Source organism: Streptomyces sp. ISL-11 (assembly GCF_018614525.1).
Classification (GTDB): Bacteria; Actinomycetota; Actinomycetes; order Streptomycetales; family Streptomycetaceae; genus Streptomyces.
Genome location: NZ_JAGGOL010000145.1, coordinates 1 through 20,734, shown reverse-complemented (window position 1 = coordinate 20,734; position 20,734 = coordinate 1). Strand labels below are relative to the sequence as shown.

Below are 20,734 nucleotides of genomic sequence, written 5' to 3'. Positions count from 1 at the left end.
CGCGGCGACCGCGGCGACGGCGATGAGGGCGGCCACGGGCTGCCGCCAGCCGAAGCTGAGGGCGGCGACGCGTTCGCGCGCGCCCTCGGCGCCGACGACGGCGGCGGCGATCAGGGCCAGGCAGTAGACGAGGGTGGCGGGCCCGGCCCACCCGGCGCTCGCGCGGGTCAGTACGGCGCACAGGAGGGCGGCGAGCGCCACCGTCCAGGCCGTACGGACGGCGAGGGTGCGGTCGGCGCGCAGGAGGGCCGCCAGCGCGGCCAGGACGACGCCGACGAGCAGGAGCCCGCTGAGGGTCTTGGGGCCGCCGGGGTCGCCGGTCAGCAGCTGCCACGGTGCGGGCGAACCGTGCCCGTAGGCGATCCCGGCCTCGGTGAGGAAGCGTCCGGGGTGGCTGAACAGCCCCAGCGACCAGGGGGCGAGGAGGGCGACCGGGGTGAGCGCGACGGCGAGGAGGCGCGGCCCGTGCACCTTCAGCCGGTCCGCGCCGCCGTGCCGGAAGTGCACCGCCAGCACGCCGAGGCCCAGGACGACGGCGAGCGGCCACACCACGGGCGTGAACGCGGTGGTGACGGTGAGCAGGAGCGCGTACGTCCAGGAGGCGCGCCAGGTGGGGCGCGCGCCGATCACCCGCAATCCGGCGCTCGCGACGGCCGCGCGCGCCATCAGCGGCAAGGTGATCGCCAGGACGGCGGTGCCGAGCCGGCCGGTGGCGAGGGCGCCGGTGGCGGCGGGCAGGAAGGCGTAGGCCACGCTCGCCCAGGCCCGCAGGAGGCGTGAGGAGACCAGCGGGCGGGAGGCGAAGTAGGCGGTGAGCCCGGCCAGGGGCACCGAGCACACCAGCAGCAGCGTGAGGGTGAAGCCCGTGGAGCCGAGGAAGAGCGTCGACAGGGCGGCGAGGACCGCGAGGTAGGGCGGTGCGGTGCCGGTGGTGCCCGTGCCGACCGGGTGCCAGGCGTCGGTGTAGCGCGCCCACAGGTCGGAGGCGCCGTCGGGTACGGGCAGCAGGGCGCCGCCGGAGAGCGAACCACCGCCGAACAGGGCGCGGCAGGCGACGACCGAGACGAGCAGCAGGAGGGCGAAGAGGACGGGGGCGGGCTTGCGCGCGACGCGTCTGAGCCGGGCGAACTGCTCGATCTCCAGGAAGTCCGCGTCGTCGCCACCGGGCCCGGACTCGACGGCGCCGCCGTGGCGTCCGGCCGAGGACAGCTCGGCGTCCGAGCGGCCGCCGAGGTTGCTCGCCAGCTGCTCGACCGTGGCCCGGACGGTGGCGCCGGGGGGCGGGAACAGCGGCCGCAGTTCGCTCGCGGCGACGGCGGGCGTGCCGCGCCGCTTGCGGGCGGCGCGGAGCCGGCCGGGGCGCAGCAGGGTGCCGAACAGGCCGGTGAGTTCGTCCAGCGCCTGTCCGGGTGCCTTGCCGAGGAGGTAGCCGATCGTGCGCAGCAGCGTGCCGAGGACGACCCGGAGCAGGACGTACGGCAGGAGGGCGCCGCGGGTGTTGGCGAGGAGGGTGTAGACGGCGCCGGCCTTGTCGACGCGGTGCGGGTCGGCGGCCGTGCGGCCGGCGCAGTCGACCGGGCGGCGCTCGCGGGCGGCGGCCTCGGCGTGGCGGGCCACGGCGTCGGGGGCGATGAGGACCCGGTGGCCGGCGGCGTGGGCGCGCCAGCACAGGTCGACGTCGTCGCGCATGAGCGGCAGCCGGGGGTCGAAGCCGCCGAGCTGTTCGTGGACGTCGCGGCGGACGAGCATGCCGGCGGTGGAGACGGACAGCACGGGCCGCACCTGGTCGTGCTGGCCCTGGTCCTGTTCGCGGCGCTCCAGGCCGGTCCAGCGGCGGCCGCTGCGGGCGATGGAGACGCCGACCTCCAGCAGCTGCCTGCGGTCGTACCAGCTGCGCAGCTTGGGGCCGATGACGGCGGCGTCGGGCTCGGCGTCGGCGACGCGCAGCAGTTCGTGCAGGGCGCCGGGGTCGGGTGCGCAGTCGTCGTGCAGGAGCCACAGCCACTGGACGGGTTCGAGGTCGTCGCCGTGGCGCTGGTCGGCCCGGCCGGTCCGGCCGAAGTCGTGGGACTCCTCGGCCCAGGTGCGGCTGACGGGGTCCCAGCCGCTGGAGCGCTTGAGGTAGGGCAGTCCGCCGGGGTCCGGCGCGGGGACCGTGCGGACCGCTTCGTCGACGGCCGCGCCGAATCCGGTGCGCCGGGCGAGGTGCAGGACGCGGTCGTCGCCGAGGGCTTCGGCGAGCAGCCGGGCGGAGTCGTCGGTGCTGGCGGTGTCGGCGGCGACGACGCTCTGCACGGGCCGTTCCTGGCCGAGCAGGCCGGCCAGCGCGTCGGGCAGCCAGCGGGCGCCGTCGTGGGCGACGAGCACGGCGGTCACGACGTGGCGGGGGAACGCCGGCGGGACCGAGGCGTCGTACCCGGGCAGGGCGGCGGGAGCGAAGGGGGCGGGGGTGGCCGGGTAAGGGGCCGCCGTATTGCTGTGCACGGACATCGGGGTACGGGCCCTCCGGCCGGGGTCCGGGGGTCGCCCCCCGGATGACTGCTGTGCTGGACTGCGGGCGGCGCGCCCCTGCGGGGCGGCGGTGCGTCGCGGACGGGCCACCACACTAGTGGCTGCGAACACAGCGGTCCGCCTCCTGCGGGGAGTACCCGGGAGACGGACCGTTCGTCAAGGGCGCGGCTATTTCCGCTATGCGGCCCGTAGCGCTTCGGGTATCCAGGCCGGAGTGCCCTGCGGTTTCTCCGGCCGGTCCTCAATAGGGCCGCTCATCGGATGTGTCGGATCTGTATGAACTATCAGATCGGTCCGACCAATCCGACTTGTCAGACCGCGGCTTTCTTGAGGCGTCGGCGCTCGCGCTCCGACAGGCCGCCCCAGATGCCGAAGCGTTCGTCATTGGCAAGGGCATATTCAAGGCACTCCGAGCGAACCTCGCAGGCCAGGCAGACCTTCTTGGCCTCGCGGGTTGATCCGCCCTTTTCGGGGAAGAAGGACTCGGGGTCGGTCTGGGCGCACAACGCGCGCTCCTGCCAGCCGAGCTCCTCGTCCGCCTCCTCGACCAGCAGTTGCTGAAACAGCTCGGTCATGTGCGCCCCTCGTCTGTATTTGCGTCCCCGTGATGCTGCCTTCATCAAAGCGGCAGAACGACACGGGTGAAATTACAAGTGTGCCGATCCGGGCCAGTCAAGCCGAGATCTGCTATTGGGCCCCTTATTCACTCTGCGGAACCAAAGCCAAGCAGAAAGTGCCCAAAACATCGCAAGTCCGGACACGTCCATCCGCCTGTCGCGATCGTCCCGCTTCCCTCCTTGAGAAGAGGACGTCACGCGCGGCAATCCCGTTGCACCGTCCGGTCGAACGATGTTTAGGCGCCGACTGGAGCGCCACCTGTCCGTGCTCACACCGGCGCAAACCTTTCACCACGCACAGTAACCGGATGAGGTGAAAGATTAGCCCCAAAAGGGACGCGCAGTTGACAGAGCGCGGTCGCGCCCGCCACCTTGGTTGGCATGCCAGCCATCGCCGCACTCAGCCTGACCCGCGCCTACGGGTCCCGCTGCGCTGTGCAGGCGCGCTGTCGCTGTTCCAGCTGTTGATGCTGTTGATGCCGCCGAAGCCTCCGCGCTCCGGCTGATATCCGGCTGATCCCGCCCCGACACCCCGAATCCCGGGCCCGGGCTCCGTGCGCGCACACCCCGCGCCACCTCGCGCGTCCACCTCTTCGCGCCCCCGCTCCGCCTGTCACTGCGCCGCCCCGCACACCTGCCGAGGAACCTCCGCACATGAACAGCGACGTCCAGATCGCCGGCGACCCGCTCGCCATCCCGCACCTGCTGCCGCCGGTGCCCGCCCACCCCAGCACCGTCGCCGAGTTCGCGGGCCTGGCCCGCGCCGTGGCCGCCGACGTCTCCGCCTGGGCCCCCCTCGTCCGGTACGACGCCACCAGCCGCTGGTACCACCGTCTGCGCACCGGCCCCGGCTACGAGCTCTGGCTGCTCAGCTGGGTCCCCGGCCAGGGCAGCGGCCCGCACGACCACGGGCCCTCCTCCGGGGTGTTCACCGTCCTTCAGGGTGAACTGACCGAGATCACCGAAAGCACCGGCCCACACGGCGGCGCGCGACGGCGGCTGCGCGCCGGTGCGCAGCGTGTCTTCGCGCCCGGCTACGCCCACGAGGTCGTCAACGACTCCCTCGCCCCGGCCGTCAGCCTGCACATCTACTCCCCGGGGCTGACCGAGATGCCGATGCACCACCGGCCCGTCTCCGGCGCCACGACGGCTCCGGCGACGGCGGCCGCGCCTGCTCCCGCGCCTGCTCCCGCGCTGCGGGGCGTCGTACGGGGCTGAGCCGCCGCGCCGTTGTCCACAGGGGCCCGTCCGTCGTCCACACCCCCCTTCGGCGGGCGGCCCCCGGCTGACAGACTGATCACATGCAGCGCATTGTGGTTCTGGCCGGCGGGATCGGGGGCGCCCGCTTCCTTCGTGGCCTCAAGTCAGCAGTCCCCGACGCGGACATCACCGTCATCGGGAACACCGGAGACGACATCCACCTCTTCGGCCTCAAGGTCTGCCCCGACCTCGACACCGTGATGTACACCCTCGGTGGCGGCATCCACGAGGAGCAGGGATGGGGCCGGGCCGATGAGTCCTTCGCGGTGAAGGAGGAACTGGCGGCGTACGGCGTGGGGCCGGAGTGGTTCGGGCTCGGCGACCGCGACTTCGCCACGCACATCGTCCGTACGCAGATGACCGGCGCCGGCTATCCGCTCAGCGCCGTCACCGAGGCCCTGTGCCGGCGCTGGCGGCCCGGCGTCCGGCTGCTGCCGATGAGCGACGACCGCGTCGAGACCCACGTCCTGATCGACGACCCGGACGGCGAGGGCCGCAAGGCGGTCCACTTCCAGGAGTACTGGGTGCGGCTGCGCGCCTCCGTGCCCGCCCACGCGATCATTCCCGTCGGCGCGGACGAGGCCAAGCCCGCGCCCGGCGTCCTGGAGGCGATCGCCGAGGCCGACGTCATCCTCTTCCCGCCCTCCAACCCCGTCGTCAGCGTCGGCACGATCCTGGCCGTGCCGGGCGTGCGCGAGGCCGTCGCGGACGCCGGCGCGCCGGTCGTCGGCCTCTCCCCCATCGTCGGGGACGCGCCCGTGCGCGGCATGGCCGACAAGGTCCTCGCCGCGGTCGGCGTCGAGTCCACCGCGGCCGCCGTGGCGCTCCACTACGGTTCCGGGCTGCTCGACGGGTGGCTGGTCGACTCCGTGGACGCCGGCTCGGTGGACGCGGTCGAGGCGGCGGGCATCCGCTGCCGCGCCGTACCGCTGATGATGACCGACACCGAGGCCACCGCCCGGATGGCCACCGAGGCGCTGCGGCTCGCCGAGGAGGTACGCGCGTGAGCCCGCTCCCGTCCGTGAGCCCGCTGCCGCCCGAGTACCGGGTCTGGGCGCTGCCCGGCGTGCCCGAGGTGCGGCCCGGTGACGACCTCGTCAAGCTCGTCGCCGCCGCCGCGACCGCCGAGGGGATGCCCGGGCTCGCCGACGGTGACGTCCTGCTCGTCACCTCGAAGATCGTCAGCAAGGCCGAGGGCCGGATCGTGGAGGCCGCGGACCGCGAGGCCGCGATCGACGCCGAGGCGGTGCGGGTCGTGGCCCGGCGCGGAGCCCTGCGCATCGTCGAGAACCGGCTCGGGCTGGTCATGGCCGCCGCCGGCGTCGACGCCTCGAACACCCCGGCCGGCACGATACTGCTGCTCCCCGAGGACCCCGACGCGTCCGCTCGGGCCCTTCGCGCGGGGCTGCGGGAAGCGCTCGGCGTGGACGTCGGCGTCGTCGTCACGGACACGTTCGGGCGACCCTGGCGCAGCGGGCTGACCGATGTGGCCATCGGGGCCGCCGGGGTGCGGGTCCTCGACGATCTGCGCGGTGGCGTCGACGCGCACGGCAATCCGCTGAGCGCGACGATCGTGGCCACCGCCGATGAGCTGGCCGCCGCCGGTGATCTCGTCAAGGGGAAGGCGGACGGGCTGCCGGTGGCGGTGGTGCGGGGGTTGACTCACGTCCTGACGTCCTCGCGGGTCTCTCGATCCTCGCGGGACGATGACGACGGCGACGTTGGTGCGCGGGCGCTTGTGCGTCTTGCCGCCGACGACATGTTCCGGCTCGGGACCTCCGAGGCCGTCCGGGAAGCGGTGACGCTGCGGCGTACGGTCCGGGAGTTCACGGACCAGCCGGTGGACGGGGGTGCGGTGCGGCGTGCGGTCGCCGCCGCCGTGACCGCGCCCGCGCCGCATCACACCACGCCCTGGCGGTTCGTGCTGCTGGAGTCCGAGGAGTCGCGGGTGCGGCTGCTCGACGCCATGCGGGACGCGTGGATCGCGGACCTGCGCGGGGACGGCTTCAGCGAGGAGAGCATCGCCAAGCGGGTCCGCCGGGGGGACATCCTGCGCAAGGCGCCCTATCTGGTGGTGCCGTGCCTGGTCATGGACGGTTCGCACACGTATCCGGATGAGCGGCGCAACGCGTCCGAACGGGAGATGTTCGTGGTGGCGGCCGGGGCCGGCGTGCAGAACTTCCTCGTGGCGCTGGCCGGTGAACGGCTGGGGTCGGCGTGGGTGTCGTCGACGATGTTCTGCCGGGATGTGGTGCGGTCGGTGCTGTCGCTGCCGGCGGGGTGGGATCCGATGGGGGCGGTGGCGGTGGGGCATGCGGCTGCTCCGCCTCGGGAGCGGGCTGGTCGGGATGCGGAGGGGTTCATCTCGGTGCGGTAGGGCTGCGCCGGGCTTGGGCTTGGTGGTGCGGTGCGTGTCGGTGCGCCGTCGTGGTGCCGGGCGCCGGGGCCTGCGGGGCAGGGTCCCTGGACCGTATATTTACGGCGCCCCGCCCTCTGTCCTGTCGGTGCCCCGCACTTGGCGCCGCAAATACACGTAAGCGTCCACGGACCCTGCCCCTCCGGCCCCGTCACCCTCCGGTCCGTCGCCAGCCGACTGGCCGACCGGCATTCCGGCACCGGCGGCTCCTACAGCGCCCTGATGTCGTTCACCGAGAACCGTGGTGCGCGGCGGGGTGGTGGTGTTCCTGTGAGGAGGATCAGGCGGCATGCCCTGTGGCGCTGGCCCTCGTACGGGGTCAGGAGGTCCAGCATGCCCGCGTCGTCCGTGCCGCGGACGCCCGTCAGGGCATAGCCGATGATCTTCGGTAGGTGGAGGTCTCCCAGCGTCACCGCGTCCGGTGCGCCGTTGCTGCGCTGGAGGGTCTCCGCCGACGTCCAGGGGCCGATGCCCGGGACCAGTTGGAGGCGGGCCGACGCCGCCGGCTCCGTCATGGTCGCCGCCTCTTCCAGGCGGGGCGCCACCCGTGCGGCGCGGATGATCGTCGCCGAGCGCTTTCCGTCCACCCCCGCCTTGTGCCACTCCCAGGACGGGATCATCGCCCACGCCCGCGCCTCGGGCATCACCCGCATGCGGGGCGCCGGGCCCGGGGCCGGGTCGCCGTGCCGCTGGAGGAGCAGGCGCCAGGCGCGGTACGCCTCGTCGCTGGTGACCTTCTGTTCCAGGATCGAGGGGATCAGCGACTCCAGGACCAGCCCGGTACGAGCCAGCCGCAGGCCCGCGTGGCGGCGGTGCGCCTCGTGCAGGAGGCGGTGGCGGGGGGTGAAGGCGCTCGGGTCGTCCCGCTCCCCCAGGAGGGCCGGGAGGTGGTCCAGCAGCCAGTCGCCGCCCGGACCCCACGCTTCCGCCTCTACGCCGTCCCGGCTGCTGGACAGGTGGATCGTGCCGGGGCCCTCCGGCGTGCGGCTCGCGCGCCAGATGGAGCCGTCCGCGTCCCGGCGGTACGCCGGGTCGCCCGGGCCGCGCGCCAGGACGCCCAGGGTGCGTCCCAGGTCGTACGGACCCGGTGGGGTCCATGTGCGCGTGCCCATCCTGTCAGCCTACGTCCCGGGCGGACGCCGATGGAATTTGTGATTCCGATTCCAGGATTCACCCGGACGAGTGGCCGTTATTGGTCCGACGAGAAGCGGATCGCCGCCGCCGGGATCTCCGCGCCGCACCAGACGCGGGCCCCCGCCCTCAGCTCGTTGTCCGCGCCGATCACCGCCGTGTCGCCGATCACCGCGCCGTCCAGGACCGTACGCGCCCCGATGCGCGCCCCCGCGCCCACCAGCGAGTCGCGGACCTGCGCGCCCGCCTCGATGACCGCGCCGTCCAGGACCGTGCTGCCGTCCACCCGCGCGCCCGGCTCCACGCGGGCGCCCGCGCCGATGACCGTGCCGCCCGTCAGCTTGGCGTCCGGGGCGACCTCGGCGGTGTCCAGCACCAGCCGGTCGCCGCAGCGGCCGGGCACGGCCGGGGACGGGGCGCGGCCGAGGACCAGGTCCGCCGAGCCGCGTACGAACGCCTGCGGCGTGCCCAGGTCGAGCCAGTACGTGGAGTCGACCATGCCCTGGAGGTGCGCCCCGGCCGCGAGGAGGCCGGGGAAGGTCTCGCGTTCGACCGAGACGGGGCGGCCCGCGGGGATGGAGTCGATCACCGAGCGGTTGAAGACGTACGCGCCCGCGTTGATCTGGTCGGTGACGATCTCCTCGGGCGTCTGCGGCTTCTCCAGGAAGGCGGTGACCCGGCCGTTCGCGTCGGTGGGCACGAGGCCGAAGGCCCGGGGGTCCTCGACCCGCGTCAGGTGCAGGGAGACGTCCGCGCCCGTCGTGCGGTGGGTGTCGACCAGGGCCTCGATGTCGAGGCCGGTGAGGATGTCGCCGTTGAAGATCAGGACCGGGTCGTCCGGTCCCGAGCGGAGCTTGGCGGCGACGTTGCGGATGGCTCCGCCCGTGCCGAGCGGCTCCTCCTCGGTGACGTACTCCAGGTGCAGGCCCAGCGACGAACCGTCGCCGAAATGGGGCTCGAAGACCTCGGCCAGGTAGGACGTCGCGAGGACGATGTGGTCGACACCCGCCGCCCGCGCCCGTGCCAGCTGGTGCGTGAGGAACGGGACGCCCGCCGCCGGGACCATGGGTTTGGGCGTGTGCATCGTGAGCGGGCGCAGCCGGGTTCCCTTGCCGCCGACCAGGAGGATCGCTTCTGTCACCTTGTCGTCTCTGCTTCCTGCTGGGGCCGGGCCTTGATCGGCGGCCAGTGTATGCAGACCGGAGGGCGCCGCCGTGCCAGGTCAGCGGCCCTGGAGCCGGGCCGCCTCGGATCGGGCGGTGCCGAGCCTGCTGTAGAGGCGGTCGCCGGGGCACTCCGTGGCGTAACCGTCACGGTGCCCGGAGATCACCTTGAGCTTGACGTTGGTCCCCTTCTTGAACAGGTTGCCGCCGCCGGAGACCAGGGTCGTGGTGCCGGCCGGGTTCGCGCCGAAGAGGCCGAGTTTCCAGGCGGTGAGGGAGCTGATGGCCTTCACCGCGGCGGCGGGCGGGGTGGTTTTGTCGAACGTTCCGAGAACGGCGATGCCCATGCTGTTGGTGTTGAAACCGAGAGTATGAGCACCCATGACGGCCTTGGCCACGCCGCCCGCCCGGCCTTCGTAGATCTTGCCGCACTTGTCGACAAGGAAGTTGTAGCCGATGTCCCGCCAGCCGCTGCTCACGACGTGGTAGCGGTAGATACCGCGAATGACGGACGCCGACTGCGAACAGCTGTAGCTGTTGCCCGAGGCCGAGTGGTGGACGAAGGCGGCCTTGACCTTCTTGGTGTAGGCGAAGCCGCTCTCCCGGATCGATTCGTCGGCCCCCCAGCCGGCCCGGGTCACGATGCGCGGGCGCGAGCCCACGTACCGGCCGCCGTCCGCGGCCGCGTCCTCCGGGTAGTCCAGGTCCAGGGAGTCGTCACCGTAGTCGTTGGCCCGGGGCACGGAGAAGTCGTCGAAGTCGAGGTCGTCGGACAGGTCGAGGTCGTCGTCGGGGTCGTCGTCCGTCGGCCTCCTGCCCGGGGTCCGGGAGGCGGCGATGTCGGCCGCCGAGGCGGGCCTGGCGAGCGCGGGGATCTCGGTCGCGCCGAGCGGGGCGAGCGGGGCGTTGGCGGCGGAGCTGGCGTTCGCCGCCACGGCCGGGTCCGGCGGCGCGCCGGCCGCCCGGCGGACCGGGTCCGATCCGGGGTCGACGAGTTCCAGGCGCAGGCCCGAGGGCAGGGAGCGGCCCTCGGGCGTCCGTTCCGTCGCGGGCTCCGGGCGGACGCGTACCTGGATGGCATCCGAGGCTCCGACCCACAGCGGTGCCGTGGACCCGCGCAGCCGCCCGCCGCGGCCCTCGGCGGAGTCGGGGTCGGGGCGGTCGTCGTCGTGGGTCTGCAGGTCCTGCCAGTGCGACCACCCGCCGCCCACGGCGCGGGAGCGCACGGTGGCCCGGCCGCGGAGTTCCGCCGTGGCGTCGTCCCAGACGATGCCGATCAGCGAGAAGGGCTTGACCTCCCGTTCCAGCAGGCCCTGCTCCGGGGCGGGGCCGGCGCCGCGTGCCCGGCCGAGCGGCACCAGCGGCAGCGACAGCGTCGAGCCGGGCACGGCCGCGGCGCCGGGCAGGCGGGCGGCGACGGTGGACGTGCCGGTGTCGGCGGCTCCGGAGGACGATGCCAGGAACGGCAGCGTCAGGGCGGCGGCGCATGCGGTGACGGTCGAGGACACAAGGATTCCGCGCATGACAGAAATCCTGGACATATACGCACAACTCTGTCCATTCGTAAAGTGGCGGAACGTGACGGCCGATCGGTCCCCACGCGCGCGCCGCCACCGGCCGTCCGACTGACCGTCAGCCGTCGCGCACCGTACCCTGGCGCCGATGAACGCCACCGATCGCACCCCCGCCGACCTGCTGCGTTCCGCGCTCGCCGCGGATCCGGCCCGCCCGCTCGTGACCTTCTACGACGACGCCACCGGCGAACGCGTGGAATTGTCCGTGGCCACCTTCGCCAATTGGGTGGCGAAGACCGCCAATCTGCTCCAGGGCGACCTGGCCGCCGAGCCCGGCGACCGGCTCGCGCTGCTGCTGCCCGCCCACTGGCAGACCGCCGTCTGGCTGCTCGCCTGCTCCTCGGTCGGCGTGACGGCCGAGGTGGGCGGCGACCCGGCCGCCGCCGACCTGGTGGTGAGCGGGCCGGACACCCTGGAGGAGGCGCGCGCCTGCTCCGGGGAGCGCGTGGCGCTCGCCCTGCGCCCTCTGGGCGGCCGGTTCCCCCAGCCGCCGGCGGGCTTCGCGGACTACGCCGTCGAGGTGCCGAGCCAGGGCGACCGCTTCGCGCCGTTCGCGCCCGTCGACCCGGACGCGCCCGCGCTGGTCGTGGGCGACCTGGAGCTGACGGGTGCGCAGCTGGTCGAGCGGGCCCGTACGGACGCCTTCCAGCACGGGCTCGGCGCGGGCTCGCGGATGCTCTCCGGCCTGCCGTACGGCACCTGGGACGGGCTGTCCGCCGGGCTCTTCGCCCCGCTGGCGGCCGGTGGCTCCGTGGTGCTGTGCCGCAACCTCGACCGGCTCTCCGGCGGCGGTCTGGACAAGCGCCGGGAGAGCGAGCGCGTCACCGTGACGGCCCTGTAGACCCTGCCGCGCCGCCGCGATCGCGCGATGATCGGGGGGTACGTACCGGAATCGACCGTGCGCGGACCCCCGCGCGGACCAGGCCCCTGCGGAGGCACGTACCACCCGATGAGGGAGGGACGCAGCCGTGAACGACAGCATCGACGCTTCCCCGCCCGCGCCCCGGCGGCGGCGCTGGCTGCGCTGGCTGGCCCTGGGCCTGGCCGTGCTCGTCGTCGGCGTCGTGGCGGTGGGCTGGGTGCTCTACGAGCGGCTCGACAGCAACATCACCACCGACACCGAGACCGCCGACGAGCTCGCCCGCTACGAGAAGGAGCGCCCCACGGCCCTGGTGGCCGGCGCGCAGAACATCCTGATCATCGGCTCCGACACCCGGGGCGGCCCCGGCAACGGCGAGTACGGCGAGGACAGCGGCACCCAGCGCTCGGACACCACCATCCTGCTGCACGTGGCCGCCGACCGGCGCAGCGCGACCGCCGTCAGCCTCCCCCGCGACCTGATGGCGACGATCCCGAGCTGCCGGCGCCCGGACGGCAGTCAGACGAATGAGCGATTCGCGCAGTTCAACTGGGCGTACGAGCTCGCCGGCGCGGCCTGCACGATCCGTACGGTCGAGAACATCAGCGGCATCCGCATCAATCACCACGTGATCGTGGACTTCAACGGCTTCAAGCGGCTGGTGGACGCCATCGACGGCGTGGAGGTGTGCCTGCGGCAGCCGGTGGACGATCCGGAGGCGCGGCTGCGGCTTCCGGCGGGCCGTCAGGTCCTGCGCGGGGAGGCGGCGCTGGGATACGTACGGGCCCGCTACAGCCTCGGCAACGGCAGCGACACCGAGCGAATGGGCCGACAGCAGGAGTTCCTGGGCTCGCTGTTCAAGGAGATGAAGAGCAACGGCGTGCTGCTGAACCCCACCCGGCTCTATCCGGTGCTGGACGCGGCGACGTCCTCGCTCACCACGGACGCGGGGCTCGACACGCTGCGGAAGATGTACGACCTGGTGCGCACCGTCCGCGGCATCCCCAGCGAGCGGGTGCAGTTCCTGACCGTGCCGCGCCGCCCGTACGTCCACAACCCCGACCGCGACGAGCTCGTACAGCCGGACGCGGACCAGCTCTTCGGGCAACTGCGCACGGACCACCCCGTGTCCGTCAGCGCGAACGTCCGCGCGGCGGACAAGCCCGGGGGGCGGCTGCCGCGGGAGACGACGGGGCCGGACGAGCCGCTGGGGCTGGAGGAGCCGTCCGCGGCGCCGGGTACCCCGGCCACCCCGGCGAACCCCTCCCCGGCGTCGCCGGACTCCGTCACATCGTCCCCGGCATCCTCTCCGACCCCCTCCACCCCACCCACCTACGAAGGAACCACCGCAGCACACGGCATCTGCGGATGAAACACCCGAAACGCCTGATCGAATTTTTTGGTCCGGCGAAGGGGATTGGGCAGATTGCCCAGTTGTAGGGGAGTGGAATTTGTCACCGGCGTCGCTCGACGCTGAACTGGGCGGATAGTGTGAGCGATCCGGTGCGCACGGCCGGTTGACCGCGCACCGCAAGATGACATGACCGAGCGCCTCGGGGGGGCAGGCGCCGCGTGGCACCGACGGAGGACTCAAGCGACCGTGGACGCGCAAGGCCGTGGGCAGGCGGGCGGCATCGACCCCGCCGACCAGTGGGTCTACGACCCGAAAACCGGCAGCTACGAGCTGCGTCTTGACCATGCCGAGGGGTCGGATACACCCCCCGGCGACAGCTCCGCGCCCTCTGCCGCCGCGGCGGCGTCCGCTTCGTCCGCCAAGCCCGCCGGACCCCGGGGCCCCAAGGCGGCACCCGGCCGTCGCGCGGTGCCGCCCCAGCGCGGCACCGGTGGCGGTGGCCGGCGCGCCGGAGCCAAGCAGGCCGTGGGCCGGCGCAAGCCGAAGCCGAAGAAGACGACGAAGAAGAAGGTGCTGCTGTGGACGGGCGGCACCCTCGCGTTCGTCCTCGTGGGCGGCTCGCTGGGCGCGTACCTGCTCTACGAGCACTTCAACAACAACCTCAACAAGATCGATGTCGGTGTGGACAACGCCGCCGTCACCAAGGGCCCGGTCAACATCCTCGTCATCGGCACCGACAAACGTGACGGCGCGGGCAATCAGGGCTACGGCGACGAGGGCAGCGTCGGCCACGCCGACACCACGCTGCTCTTCCACGTCTCCGAGGACCGTACGAACGCCACGGCGCTCTCGATCCCGCGCGACATGATCACCGACATCCCGGAGTGCACCACCAAGAAGGACGGCACGACCAAGTCCATCCCCGGCTCCAAGGGCGTCCGCTTCAACGAGAGCCTGGGCCAGGAGGAGCGCGACCCGGGCTGTACGTGGCGGACGGTCGAGAAGCTCATGGACCTGAAGATCAGTCACTTCATGATGGCCGACTTCAACGCCGTCAAGCAGATGTCCTCGGCCGTCGGCGGCGTCGAGGTGTGCCTGGCCAAGGACATCAACGACCCCAAGTCGCACCTCAAGCTCAGCCAGGGCCGGCACAAGATCCAGGGCGAGGACGCGCTGGCCTTCGTCCGCACCCGGCACAGCGTCGGCTTCGAGAGCGACCTGGACCGCATCAAGCTCCAGCAGCAGTTCCTCAGTTCGATGATCCGCGAGATGAAGTCGGACGACACCTTCACCAACCCGAAGAAGCTGTACAACCTGGGCAACGCGGCGACCAAGTCGCTGACCGTCGACACCGGCATAGGCTCCGTCAGCAACCTGACCCGCCTGGCGAAGGACCTCAGCCGGGTCAACATCAAGAACATCACCTTCGCGACCGTGCCGGTCGTCGACAACCCCGCCGAGGGCAAGAACCACAAGACGGTCGTCCTGGACAAGAGCAAGGCCGATCCGCTCTTCGCCATGGTCCGGCAGGACGTCTCCCTCACCGAGGTGAAGGAGAAGGAGAAGAAGGCCGAGGAGAAGAAGGACGCCGCGCAGGCGGCGCTCCTGAAGGGCCCGAAGGCCGAGCCCGCGAACGTACGGGTCAAGGTGCTCAACGGCAGCGGCCGGATCGGCGCCGCCGGCGAGACGGTCACCTGGATGCAGAACTCCCAGGGCATGCGCCACACCAGCAACGGCGGCAACGCGGTGGGCGGCAAGAAGGTCGACAAGACGTTCCTGGAGTACGCGCCCAACCAGGCCGACCAGGCGCGCCGGCTCGCCGAGGCCATGGGGCTGTCCGCCGACGCCCTCCGGCCGGGGAAGACCGACGCCGCCCCGACCGCGGACATGACCCTCACCCTGGGCGCCGATTTCAAGGCTCCGGGCACTCCCGTCAACGCTCCGGCACCGGACAAGGCGCCCAAGGACATCCAAAGGGTCGAAGCGGACGACAAGAACATCTGCGCGAAGTGAACCCCGGCCCCTCCCACACGCATCTCACTACCGGGCGGCCGTACGCGTGAGCACGGCACGGCCGCCCGATCCGCACCGCACGCTCCGCGTGCACCGAGCGACGAGATGGAACACGCCTGCCCATCGGGCCGGACGCACCAGTTAGGGGAGGCCCGATGCGGCAGAGCAGTGTGCGGGGGCCGCGGGCGCGCGGCGGGGCGCCCGGGGCACGCGGGGACGGGGACGCCGGCACGTCCGGGAGCGAGGACGGCGGCGGGAACGGCGAGGACAAGAAGGACGGCAAGGGGAGAGAAGAGGGCACGGCGAGCAAGGAAAGCAAGGAGGGCAAGGGCGGCAAGAAGGCCGCGGACGGCTCCTCCCGGCGCGCCCGCGCCGCCCGAATAGCCCGCTGGGCCGCGCTCTGCCTCGCGGTCGTCATCCTCGGCACCGCCGCCGCGGGGTACTTCTACTACGAGCACCTCAACGGCAACCTCAAGAAGGACCCGCTCAACCTCGGCGACAAGCGGCTCGACCGCAGCGCGGCCAACGCGGCCGGCCAGCGCCCCCTGAACATCCTCCTGCTGGGCTCCGACAGCCGGAACAGCCCGGAGAACGTCGCCCTGGGCGGCGCCCGCGAGGACGCGGACCGCAAACCGCTCGCCGACGTGCAGATGCTGGTGCACGTCTCCGCCGACCGCAGCAACATGTCGGTCATCAGCGTCCCGCGCGACACCCGCGTGACGATCCCCAAGTGCACCGACCCGGAGGACGGCAAGGTCTACCGGGAGACCGGCCGGCAGATCATCAACACCAGCCTGATGAACGGCGGCCCCGGCTGCACGGTCGCCACCTGGGAAGAGCTCACGGGCATCCCCGTCGACCACTTCATGATGATCGACTTCGCCGGTGTGGTGAGCATGGCCGACGCCGTCGGCGGCGTCCCGGTCTGCGTGGACAGCAACGTCTACGACGACAAGTCGGGGCTGCGGCTGCGCAAGGGCGAGCAGAAGGTCAAGGGCGAGCAGGCCCTGCAGTGGCTGCGCACCCGCCACGGCTTCGAGGACGGCAGCGACATCGGCCGCACCCACGCCCAGCACATGTACATGAACTCGATGGTCCGTCAGCTGAAGTCCGGCACCAAGCTCTCCGACCCGGGCCAGCTGACCGACCTCGCCGAGGCCGCCACCAAGGCCCTCACCGTCGACAAGGACCTCGGCTCGGTCAAGAAGCTCTACGACCTCGCCGACGACATCAAGCGCGTACCGTCCGGCCGGATCACCATGACGACCATGCCGTGGATCTCCGACCCGCAGAACCCGGACGCGCACGTGATACCCAAGCCGGGCGACGCGGACAAGCTCTTCTCGCTCGTGCGCAACGACATCGCGCTCGACGGCAAGGACAAGAAGAAGGACGACAAGGGCGCCGCCCCGGGCAGGCCGGCCTCGCCCAAGGGCTCCATCGCGGTGACCGTCTTCAACGGCACCGGCACGGCCGCCCAGCCGGTGGTCACCGGCCGCGGCTCCGACATCGCCGCACACCTGGTCAAACAGGGCTTCAGCAAGGCCACGGCCGACTCCACACCCCGGGCCCAGGCCGATACGACCCTCACGTACGCGAAGGTCTCCCAGCGCGCGGACGCCGAGACCCTGGCCAAGGCCCTGGGGCTGCCGGACACCGCGGTGCGCATGTCCACCGCGGTCGACGGGCTCACCCTGGTCATCGGCGGCGACTGGCGTACGGGCACGACCTACCCGAAGGCCGGATCCGCCGACGCCGGCGACGCGAAGGACGACGGCAAGGGCACCGGCAAGGGCAGCAGCGAGGACGGCGACAAGCCGGGCGACGGCGACAAGAACGGTGAGAAGGGCAAGCAGAGCGACAACAAGGCCCCCGAGAGCTCGGACCCGCTCAACGGCAACGACACGTCGGCCTGCATGAAGGTCAACTCGCTGAACCGCTTCTGAGCGGAAGCGGTTCCCGGCAGGACCGCTTCCGAGCGGAACCGTTTTTGAGCAGGACCGCCCCGGCCGTTGCCGGAAACGCCGTACGGGCCCGGAATCCGGGCCCGTACGGGGAGCGCGCGTTACTTCTTGACGGCCGGGCGGCGACTGGCGATGACCTTCTTCGCCAGCGCACGAGGGCTGGTGAGGAAGCCGAATCCCCACGACATGTGCATCGTCGCCAGCGCCACCGGGATCTGCGCCCGCGCCTTCAGCGGCAGCCCCTTGCCCGCGGGCAGCGAGCCGGCCGTGATGGCCGCGAGGTAGCCGGCGGGCACGACCAGGCCCCAGGGCGTGACGGCCGCGCCGACCACGACACCGGCGGCGATCGCCACGACGGCGGTCGGCGCCGCGAGGTAGCGCAGGTTGATCGAGCCCTGGTGGTAGCGGGCGACCACGTGCCGCCAGCGGCCGTAGTCCTTGTACTGCTTGGCGAGCGCCTTGACGCTCGGGCGCGGCCGGTAGGAGACCTTCAGCTCCGGCGAGAACCAGATCAGCCCGCCCGCCTCGCGGATCCGGAAGTTCAGCTCCCAGTCCTGGGCGCGGATGAATTCCTCGTTGTAGCCGCCCTGGCGCTCCAGCGCCTCGCGCCGGAAGACACCCAGATACACGGTTTCGGCGGGCGCGGCCGCGCCGCCCGTGTGGAAGGCCGCGTTGCCCACGCCGATGCGCGAGGTCATGGCGGCGGCGACGGCCTGCTCCCAGGCGTTCTCCCCCTCGGCGTGCATGATGCCGCCGACGTTCTGCGCCCCGGTCTCGTCGAGCAGGCGCACGGCCGTCGCGATGTAGTCCGGCGACAGCATGCCGTGACCGTCGACGCGCACCACGACCGGGTGGCGGGACGCCTTGATCGCGGCGTTGAGGGCGGCGGGCGTCCGGCCGGTGGGGTTCGGCACGGTGTGGACCCGCGGATCCTCCTGTACGAGCTCGGCGGCGATCTCGTCCGTACGGTCCGTGGACGGTCCGAGGGCGATCACCACCTCCAGCTCGCCGGCGTACTCCTGCTCCAGGATGTGCCGCACGGAGGTGCGCAGATGCCGCTCCTCATTGAGCACCGGCATGATCACGGAAACGGCGGGAGGCTGCTGTTCGGGCATGGTTCCTCGGGGGTGCGGGGGCCACTCACCGGCACGGGCGGGGGCCGGTGGCATCGCCGGTCACGTTACCGCTAATGGCGGACACCGAGGCTCCCGGCCGGGTGGCGGGCGGCGTGGGGGCGCGGTCCATTGATCGTATGGGCATACCGTTGCCGGTCCTTGGCCCTGCCCCGGGCCTGCCCCTGGTCCCGTCCGTCGCGGAGGTCTCCTCATGACCGCACCGGCCCGCAGCCAGCGCCCGCAACGTGCCCGCCACGGCGCGCCCCGCCGTCGGCGGTGGGGGCTGCGGTTCACGGCCGTGGCGGCGGTGGGGGTGCTGGGGACCGCGGGCCTCGGGCACGCGGTGGCCACCCGGATCGAGAACCGCATCGACCGGGTCGACGCCTTCCGCGGCCTGTCGAACCGGCCGCCCGAGACCCGGCAGGGCATGAACGTCCTCCTCGTCGGCACCGACGGCCGGGACCGGATCACCCGGGCCCAGCGGCGGCTCTTCCACCTGGGCGGCGCCGCCTGCCACTGCGCCGACACCCTGATGCTCGTCCACCTCTCCGCCGACCACGACCGGGTCACCGTGGTCAGCCTGCCCCGCGACACCTACGCCGAGATCCCCGAGCACATCGACGAGAAGACCGGCCGCACGCGCCCCGTCCACCCGCAGAAACTCAACGCCGCCTACGCCGAGGGCGGCCCCAGCCTGACCGTGCGGACCGTGGAGCGGCTGACCCGCGTCCATGTGGATCACTATCTGGAGGTCGACTTCGCCAGCTTCATGGAGACCGTCGACGTGCTGGGCGGCGTGCGGGTCTGCACGGCCAAACCGCTCCAGGACATCTACAGCGGGCTGAACCTGCCGGCGGGCACCAGCAGCCTCAACGGCGGCCAGGCCCTGCAGTACGTACGCTCCCGCCACCTCGACGGCGCCGCCGACCTGGGCCGGATGCACCGCCAGCAGCGCTTCCTGGCGTCCCTGCTGCACAAGGCCACCGACAGCGGGGTGCTGCTGAACCCGGTCACGTTCCAGCAGGTCTCCGAGACCCTGCTCGGCTCCGTGCGCGCCGACCGCGGCTTCGGCAGCGGTGACCTGATCGGGCTGGGCCGGGCGCTGCGGAACCTCACGCCCGCCTCGGCGGAGTTCGTCTCGGTGCCGGTCGGCACCGCCAATTTCCCCGTGCCGCGCATCGGCTCGACCGTGCGGTGGGACGAGGCCGCGGCCGGCAAGCTCTTCCAGTCGCTGCGCGAGGACCGCCCGCTCACCGACCGGGCGCCGCGCCACCCGCACGACGTGGACGTGCCGGGCCGCGTCGCGCCGGCGCCGGTGGCGGTCCCGGTCGAGGTGGCACCCGGGCAGATCCATGTGCAGGTCCTCAACGGCAGCGGCCGCGCCGGCCTCGGCCGCACCACCGACCAGGCGCTGCGGGCGACCGGCTTCCGCACCACCGGCCTCCCGGCCGACGCCCGGGGCAGGGTCGCGCCGGCGCGCACGGTGATCACCTACGACCCGCGCTGGGACCGCTCGGCCCGGTCGCTCGCCGTCGCCCTGCCGGGCGCCGAGCTGCGGCCGGTCCCGGGCCAGGGCCCGCTGATGAGGCTCACGCTGGGCACGGACTTCAAGGAGGTCCGCCCGGTCCGCGCCCAGGACCCGGCCGCGGGGAAGGACCCCGCCAAGGCGGTCACGGGCGACCAGGTGCTCTGCCCGGAGAGCGCGTAGCGGCCGCGTGCGGCGGGGCCGGGGTCAGTCCTCGATGCCGTCGGCGATCCGCTTCTCGCGGAGCTCCATGATCGCGCGGCGGCGGGCCAGCCGGTGGGTGCGGCGGATCTGGGCCTCCTGGTAGCGCCGCTTGTCCCTCTCGGTCTCCGGGAGCACCGGCGGCACGCGCCGGGGCTTGCCGTCCTCGTCGACGGCGGCGAAGACCAGGTAGGCGCTGCCGACCTGGGTGGCGGGCGTGGACTCGTTCCAGCGCTCGGCCAGGACGCGCACGCCGACCTCCATGGAGGAGTGGCCGGTCCAGTTGCACTGCGCGCGCACGTGGACGAGGTCCCCCACCCGGACCGGGGCGAGGAAGGCCATCTCGTCCATCGACGCGGTGACGGCCGGGCCCCCGGAGTGACGGCCGGCGACCGCGCCGGCGGCGTCGTCCACCAGCTTCATGATCACTCCGCCATGGACGGTCCCCAGCAGGTTGGTGTCGCTCGCCGTCATGATGTGGGACAGCGTCGTGCGGGAAGCCGACGTGGGCTTGCCGGGTATGTCCGTCTCCGGGCTCCGGTCCTGAATGGTCATGTCCACCACTGTATGCCGGTCTGGACCGGGGAGCCGGACCGCACCGGCCGGAGGGTCCGCACCACTGCCCTCGCCGCCCGCCCGCGGCGTGATCCTTACTGCGTTCCGTAGCGTGTTCCGTACCGCCCGGAACGGTTTGCATCAGCTCTGCAACAGCCCTGCCCCGAACCCGTAGCCACCTGCCGGTCGCCTGGCAACCGGGGGCACACTCGTGCCATGAGCGATTGGCCGGATGGACGGACCGACGAGCGGCGGAGCCCGTACGGGCAGGGGAGCACCCGGCCCGAGCCGGAGGGTGCGCGCGCCATGCCGCACGTACGCCGTCCCGCACCGCCCCGTCAGTACCAGCCGTCCCCCGGCTACGACGACGGCCCCGTCGGCCGGCCGCCCGGCGCCGGGCACCCCGACGACGGCTACAACACCGGCCAGGTCTACGGGCACGGCGGTCCCGGCGGCCCGGCCCGCGGCAGCGGCGG

15 protein-coding genes and 1 pseudogene are annotated in these 20,734 nt (G+C 72.7%); 9 read left to right on the top strand and 7 right to left on the bottom strand.

What is annotated here, in order from left to right; all coding sequences use genetic code 11:
• Both J7E86_RS25420 and J7E86_RS25415 read right to left on the bottom strand, forming a co-directional pair.
• A partial coding sequence (locus J7E86_RS25420) for a glycosyltransferase family 2 protein (protein WP_215084581.1) occupies positions 1-2,490 on the bottom strand: 2,490 nt, incomplete at its 3' end.
• Positions 2,491-2,822: 332 nt separating this feature from the next.
• Positions 2,823-3,086: a WhiB family transcriptional regulator gene (locus J7E86_RS25415; RefSeq protein WP_004952403.1), complete on the bottom strand. Its 264-nt coding sequence runs from the start codon at positions 3,084-3,086 to the stop codon at positions 2,823-2,825.
• Positions 3,087-3,782: 696 nt separating this feature from the next.
• Here J7E86_RS25415 and J7E86_RS25410 point away from each other — a divergent pair.
• The 3 genes from J7E86_RS25410 to J7E86_RS25400 all read left to right on the top strand — a co-directional run bounded on the left by J7E86_RS25410 (position 3,783) and on the right by J7E86_RS25400 (position 6,765).
• On the top strand, positions 3,783-4,346 hold the full coding sequence (locus J7E86_RS25410) for a cysteine dioxygenase family protein (RefSeq protein ID WP_215084576.1): 564 nt from the start codon (positions 3,783-3,785) through the stop codon (positions 4,344-4,346).
• 83 nt (positions 4,347-4,429) lie between these two features.
• Complete coding sequence (cofD, locus tag J7E86_RS25405; protein WP_215084575.1) at positions 4,430-5,395, top strand: 2-phospho-L-lactate transferase; 966 nt, start codon at positions 4,430-4,432, stop codon at positions 5,393-5,395.
• Positions 5,392-6,765: a coenzyme F420-0:L-glutamate ligase gene (locus tag J7E86_RS25400; protein WP_308312731.1), complete on the top strand. Its 1,374-nt coding sequence runs from the start codon at positions 5,392-5,394 to the stop codon at positions 6,763-6,765. The genes cofD and J7E86_RS25400 overlap by 4 nt, the downstream gene beginning before the upstream one ends.
• A gap of 248 nt (positions 6,766-7,013) precedes the next feature.
• Here the strand turns inward: J7E86_RS25400 and J7E86_RS25395 are convergent, their stop codons facing one another.
• The 3 genes from J7E86_RS25395 to J7E86_RS25385 form a co-directional block, all read right to left on the bottom strand.
• Complete coding sequence (locus J7E86_RS25395; protein ID WP_215084574.1) at positions 7,014-7,916, bottom strand: DNA-3-methyladenine glycosylase; 903 nt, start codon at positions 7,914-7,916, stop codon at positions 7,014-7,016.
• Between the two features lie 77 nt (positions 7,917-7,993).
• Positions 7,994-9,076 carry a sugar phosphate nucleotidyltransferase gene (locus J7E86_RS25390; protein ID WP_215084573.1) on the bottom strand — a complete coding sequence of 361 codons (1,083 nt, stop codon included), beginning with the start codon at positions 9,074-9,076 and terminating at the stop codon, positions 7,994-7,996.
• Positions 9,077-9,157: 81 nt separating this feature from the next.
• The gene (locus J7E86_RS25385; RefSeq protein WP_215084571.1) at positions 9,158-10,621 is read right to left on the bottom strand and encodes a peptidoglycan recognition protein; all 1,464 of its coding nucleotides are present in this window, start codon (positions 10,619-10,621) and stop codon (positions 9,158-9,160) included.
• Between the two features lie 139 nt (positions 10,622-10,760).
• Here J7E86_RS25385 and J7E86_RS25380 point away from each other — a divergent pair, with 139 nt between their 5' ends.
• From J7E86_RS25380 to J7E86_RS25365, 4 genes are all read left to right on the top strand, one after another.
• The gene (locus J7E86_RS25380) at positions 10,761-11,513 is read left to right on the top strand and encodes a TIGR03089 family protein (RefSeq protein ID WP_215084569.1); all 753 of its coding nucleotides are present in this window, start codon (positions 10,761-10,763) and stop codon (positions 11,511-11,513) included.
• A 127-nt stretch (positions 11,514-11,640) separates the two neighbouring features.
• On the top strand, positions 11,641-12,903 hold the full coding sequence (locus tag J7E86_RS25375; RefSeq protein ID WP_308312730.1) for an LCP family protein: 1,263 nt from the start codon (positions 11,641-11,643) through the stop codon (positions 12,901-12,903).
• Between the two features lie 228 nt (positions 12,904-13,131).
• Positions 13,132-14,898 (top strand): LCP family protein, encoded by a 1,767-nt coding sequence (locus J7E86_RS25370; RefSeq protein WP_215084567.1) that lies wholly within the window; start codon positions 13,132-13,134, stop codon positions 14,896-14,898.
• Between the two features lie 155 nt (positions 14,899-15,053).
• Complete coding sequence (locus tag J7E86_RS25365) at positions 15,054-16,844, top strand: LCP family protein (protein ID WP_215084566.1); 1,791 nt, start codon at positions 15,054-15,056, stop codon at positions 16,842-16,844.
• A gap of 119 nt (positions 16,845-16,963) precedes the next feature.
• Here the strand turns inward: J7E86_RS25365 and J7E86_RS25360 are convergent, their stop codons facing one another.
• A complete protein-coding gene (locus J7E86_RS25360) occupies positions 16,964-17,977 on the bottom strand; it encodes a glycosyltransferase family 2 protein (protein ID WP_215084565.1) in 1,014 nt (337 codons plus the stop codon).
• 211 nt (positions 17,978-18,188) lie between these two features.
• Here J7E86_RS25360 and J7E86_RS25355 point away from each other — a divergent pair, with 211 nt between their 5' ends.
• Positions 18,189-19,685, top strand: coding sequence for an LCP family protein (locus J7E86_RS25355; RefSeq protein WP_215084564.1), 1,497 nt, complete (start codon positions 18,189-18,191; stop codon positions 19,683-19,685).
• A 24-nt stretch (positions 19,686-19,709) separates the two neighbouring features.
• On the opposite strand, the gene J7E86_RS25350 is transcribed toward J7E86_RS25355, so the two are convergent.
• Entirely contained in the window at positions 19,710-20,258 is a 549-nt protein-coding gene (locus J7E86_RS25350; protein WP_215084563.1) for an acyl-CoA thioesterase, read from the bottom strand.
• A gap of 216 nt (positions 20,259-20,474) precedes the next feature.
• On the opposite strand from J7E86_RS25350, the pseudogene J7E86_RS25345 reads away from it, so the two are divergent.
• Positions 20,475-20,734: pseudogene (locus J7E86_RS25345) on the top strand (LytR family transcriptional regulator); the annotation flags it as partial.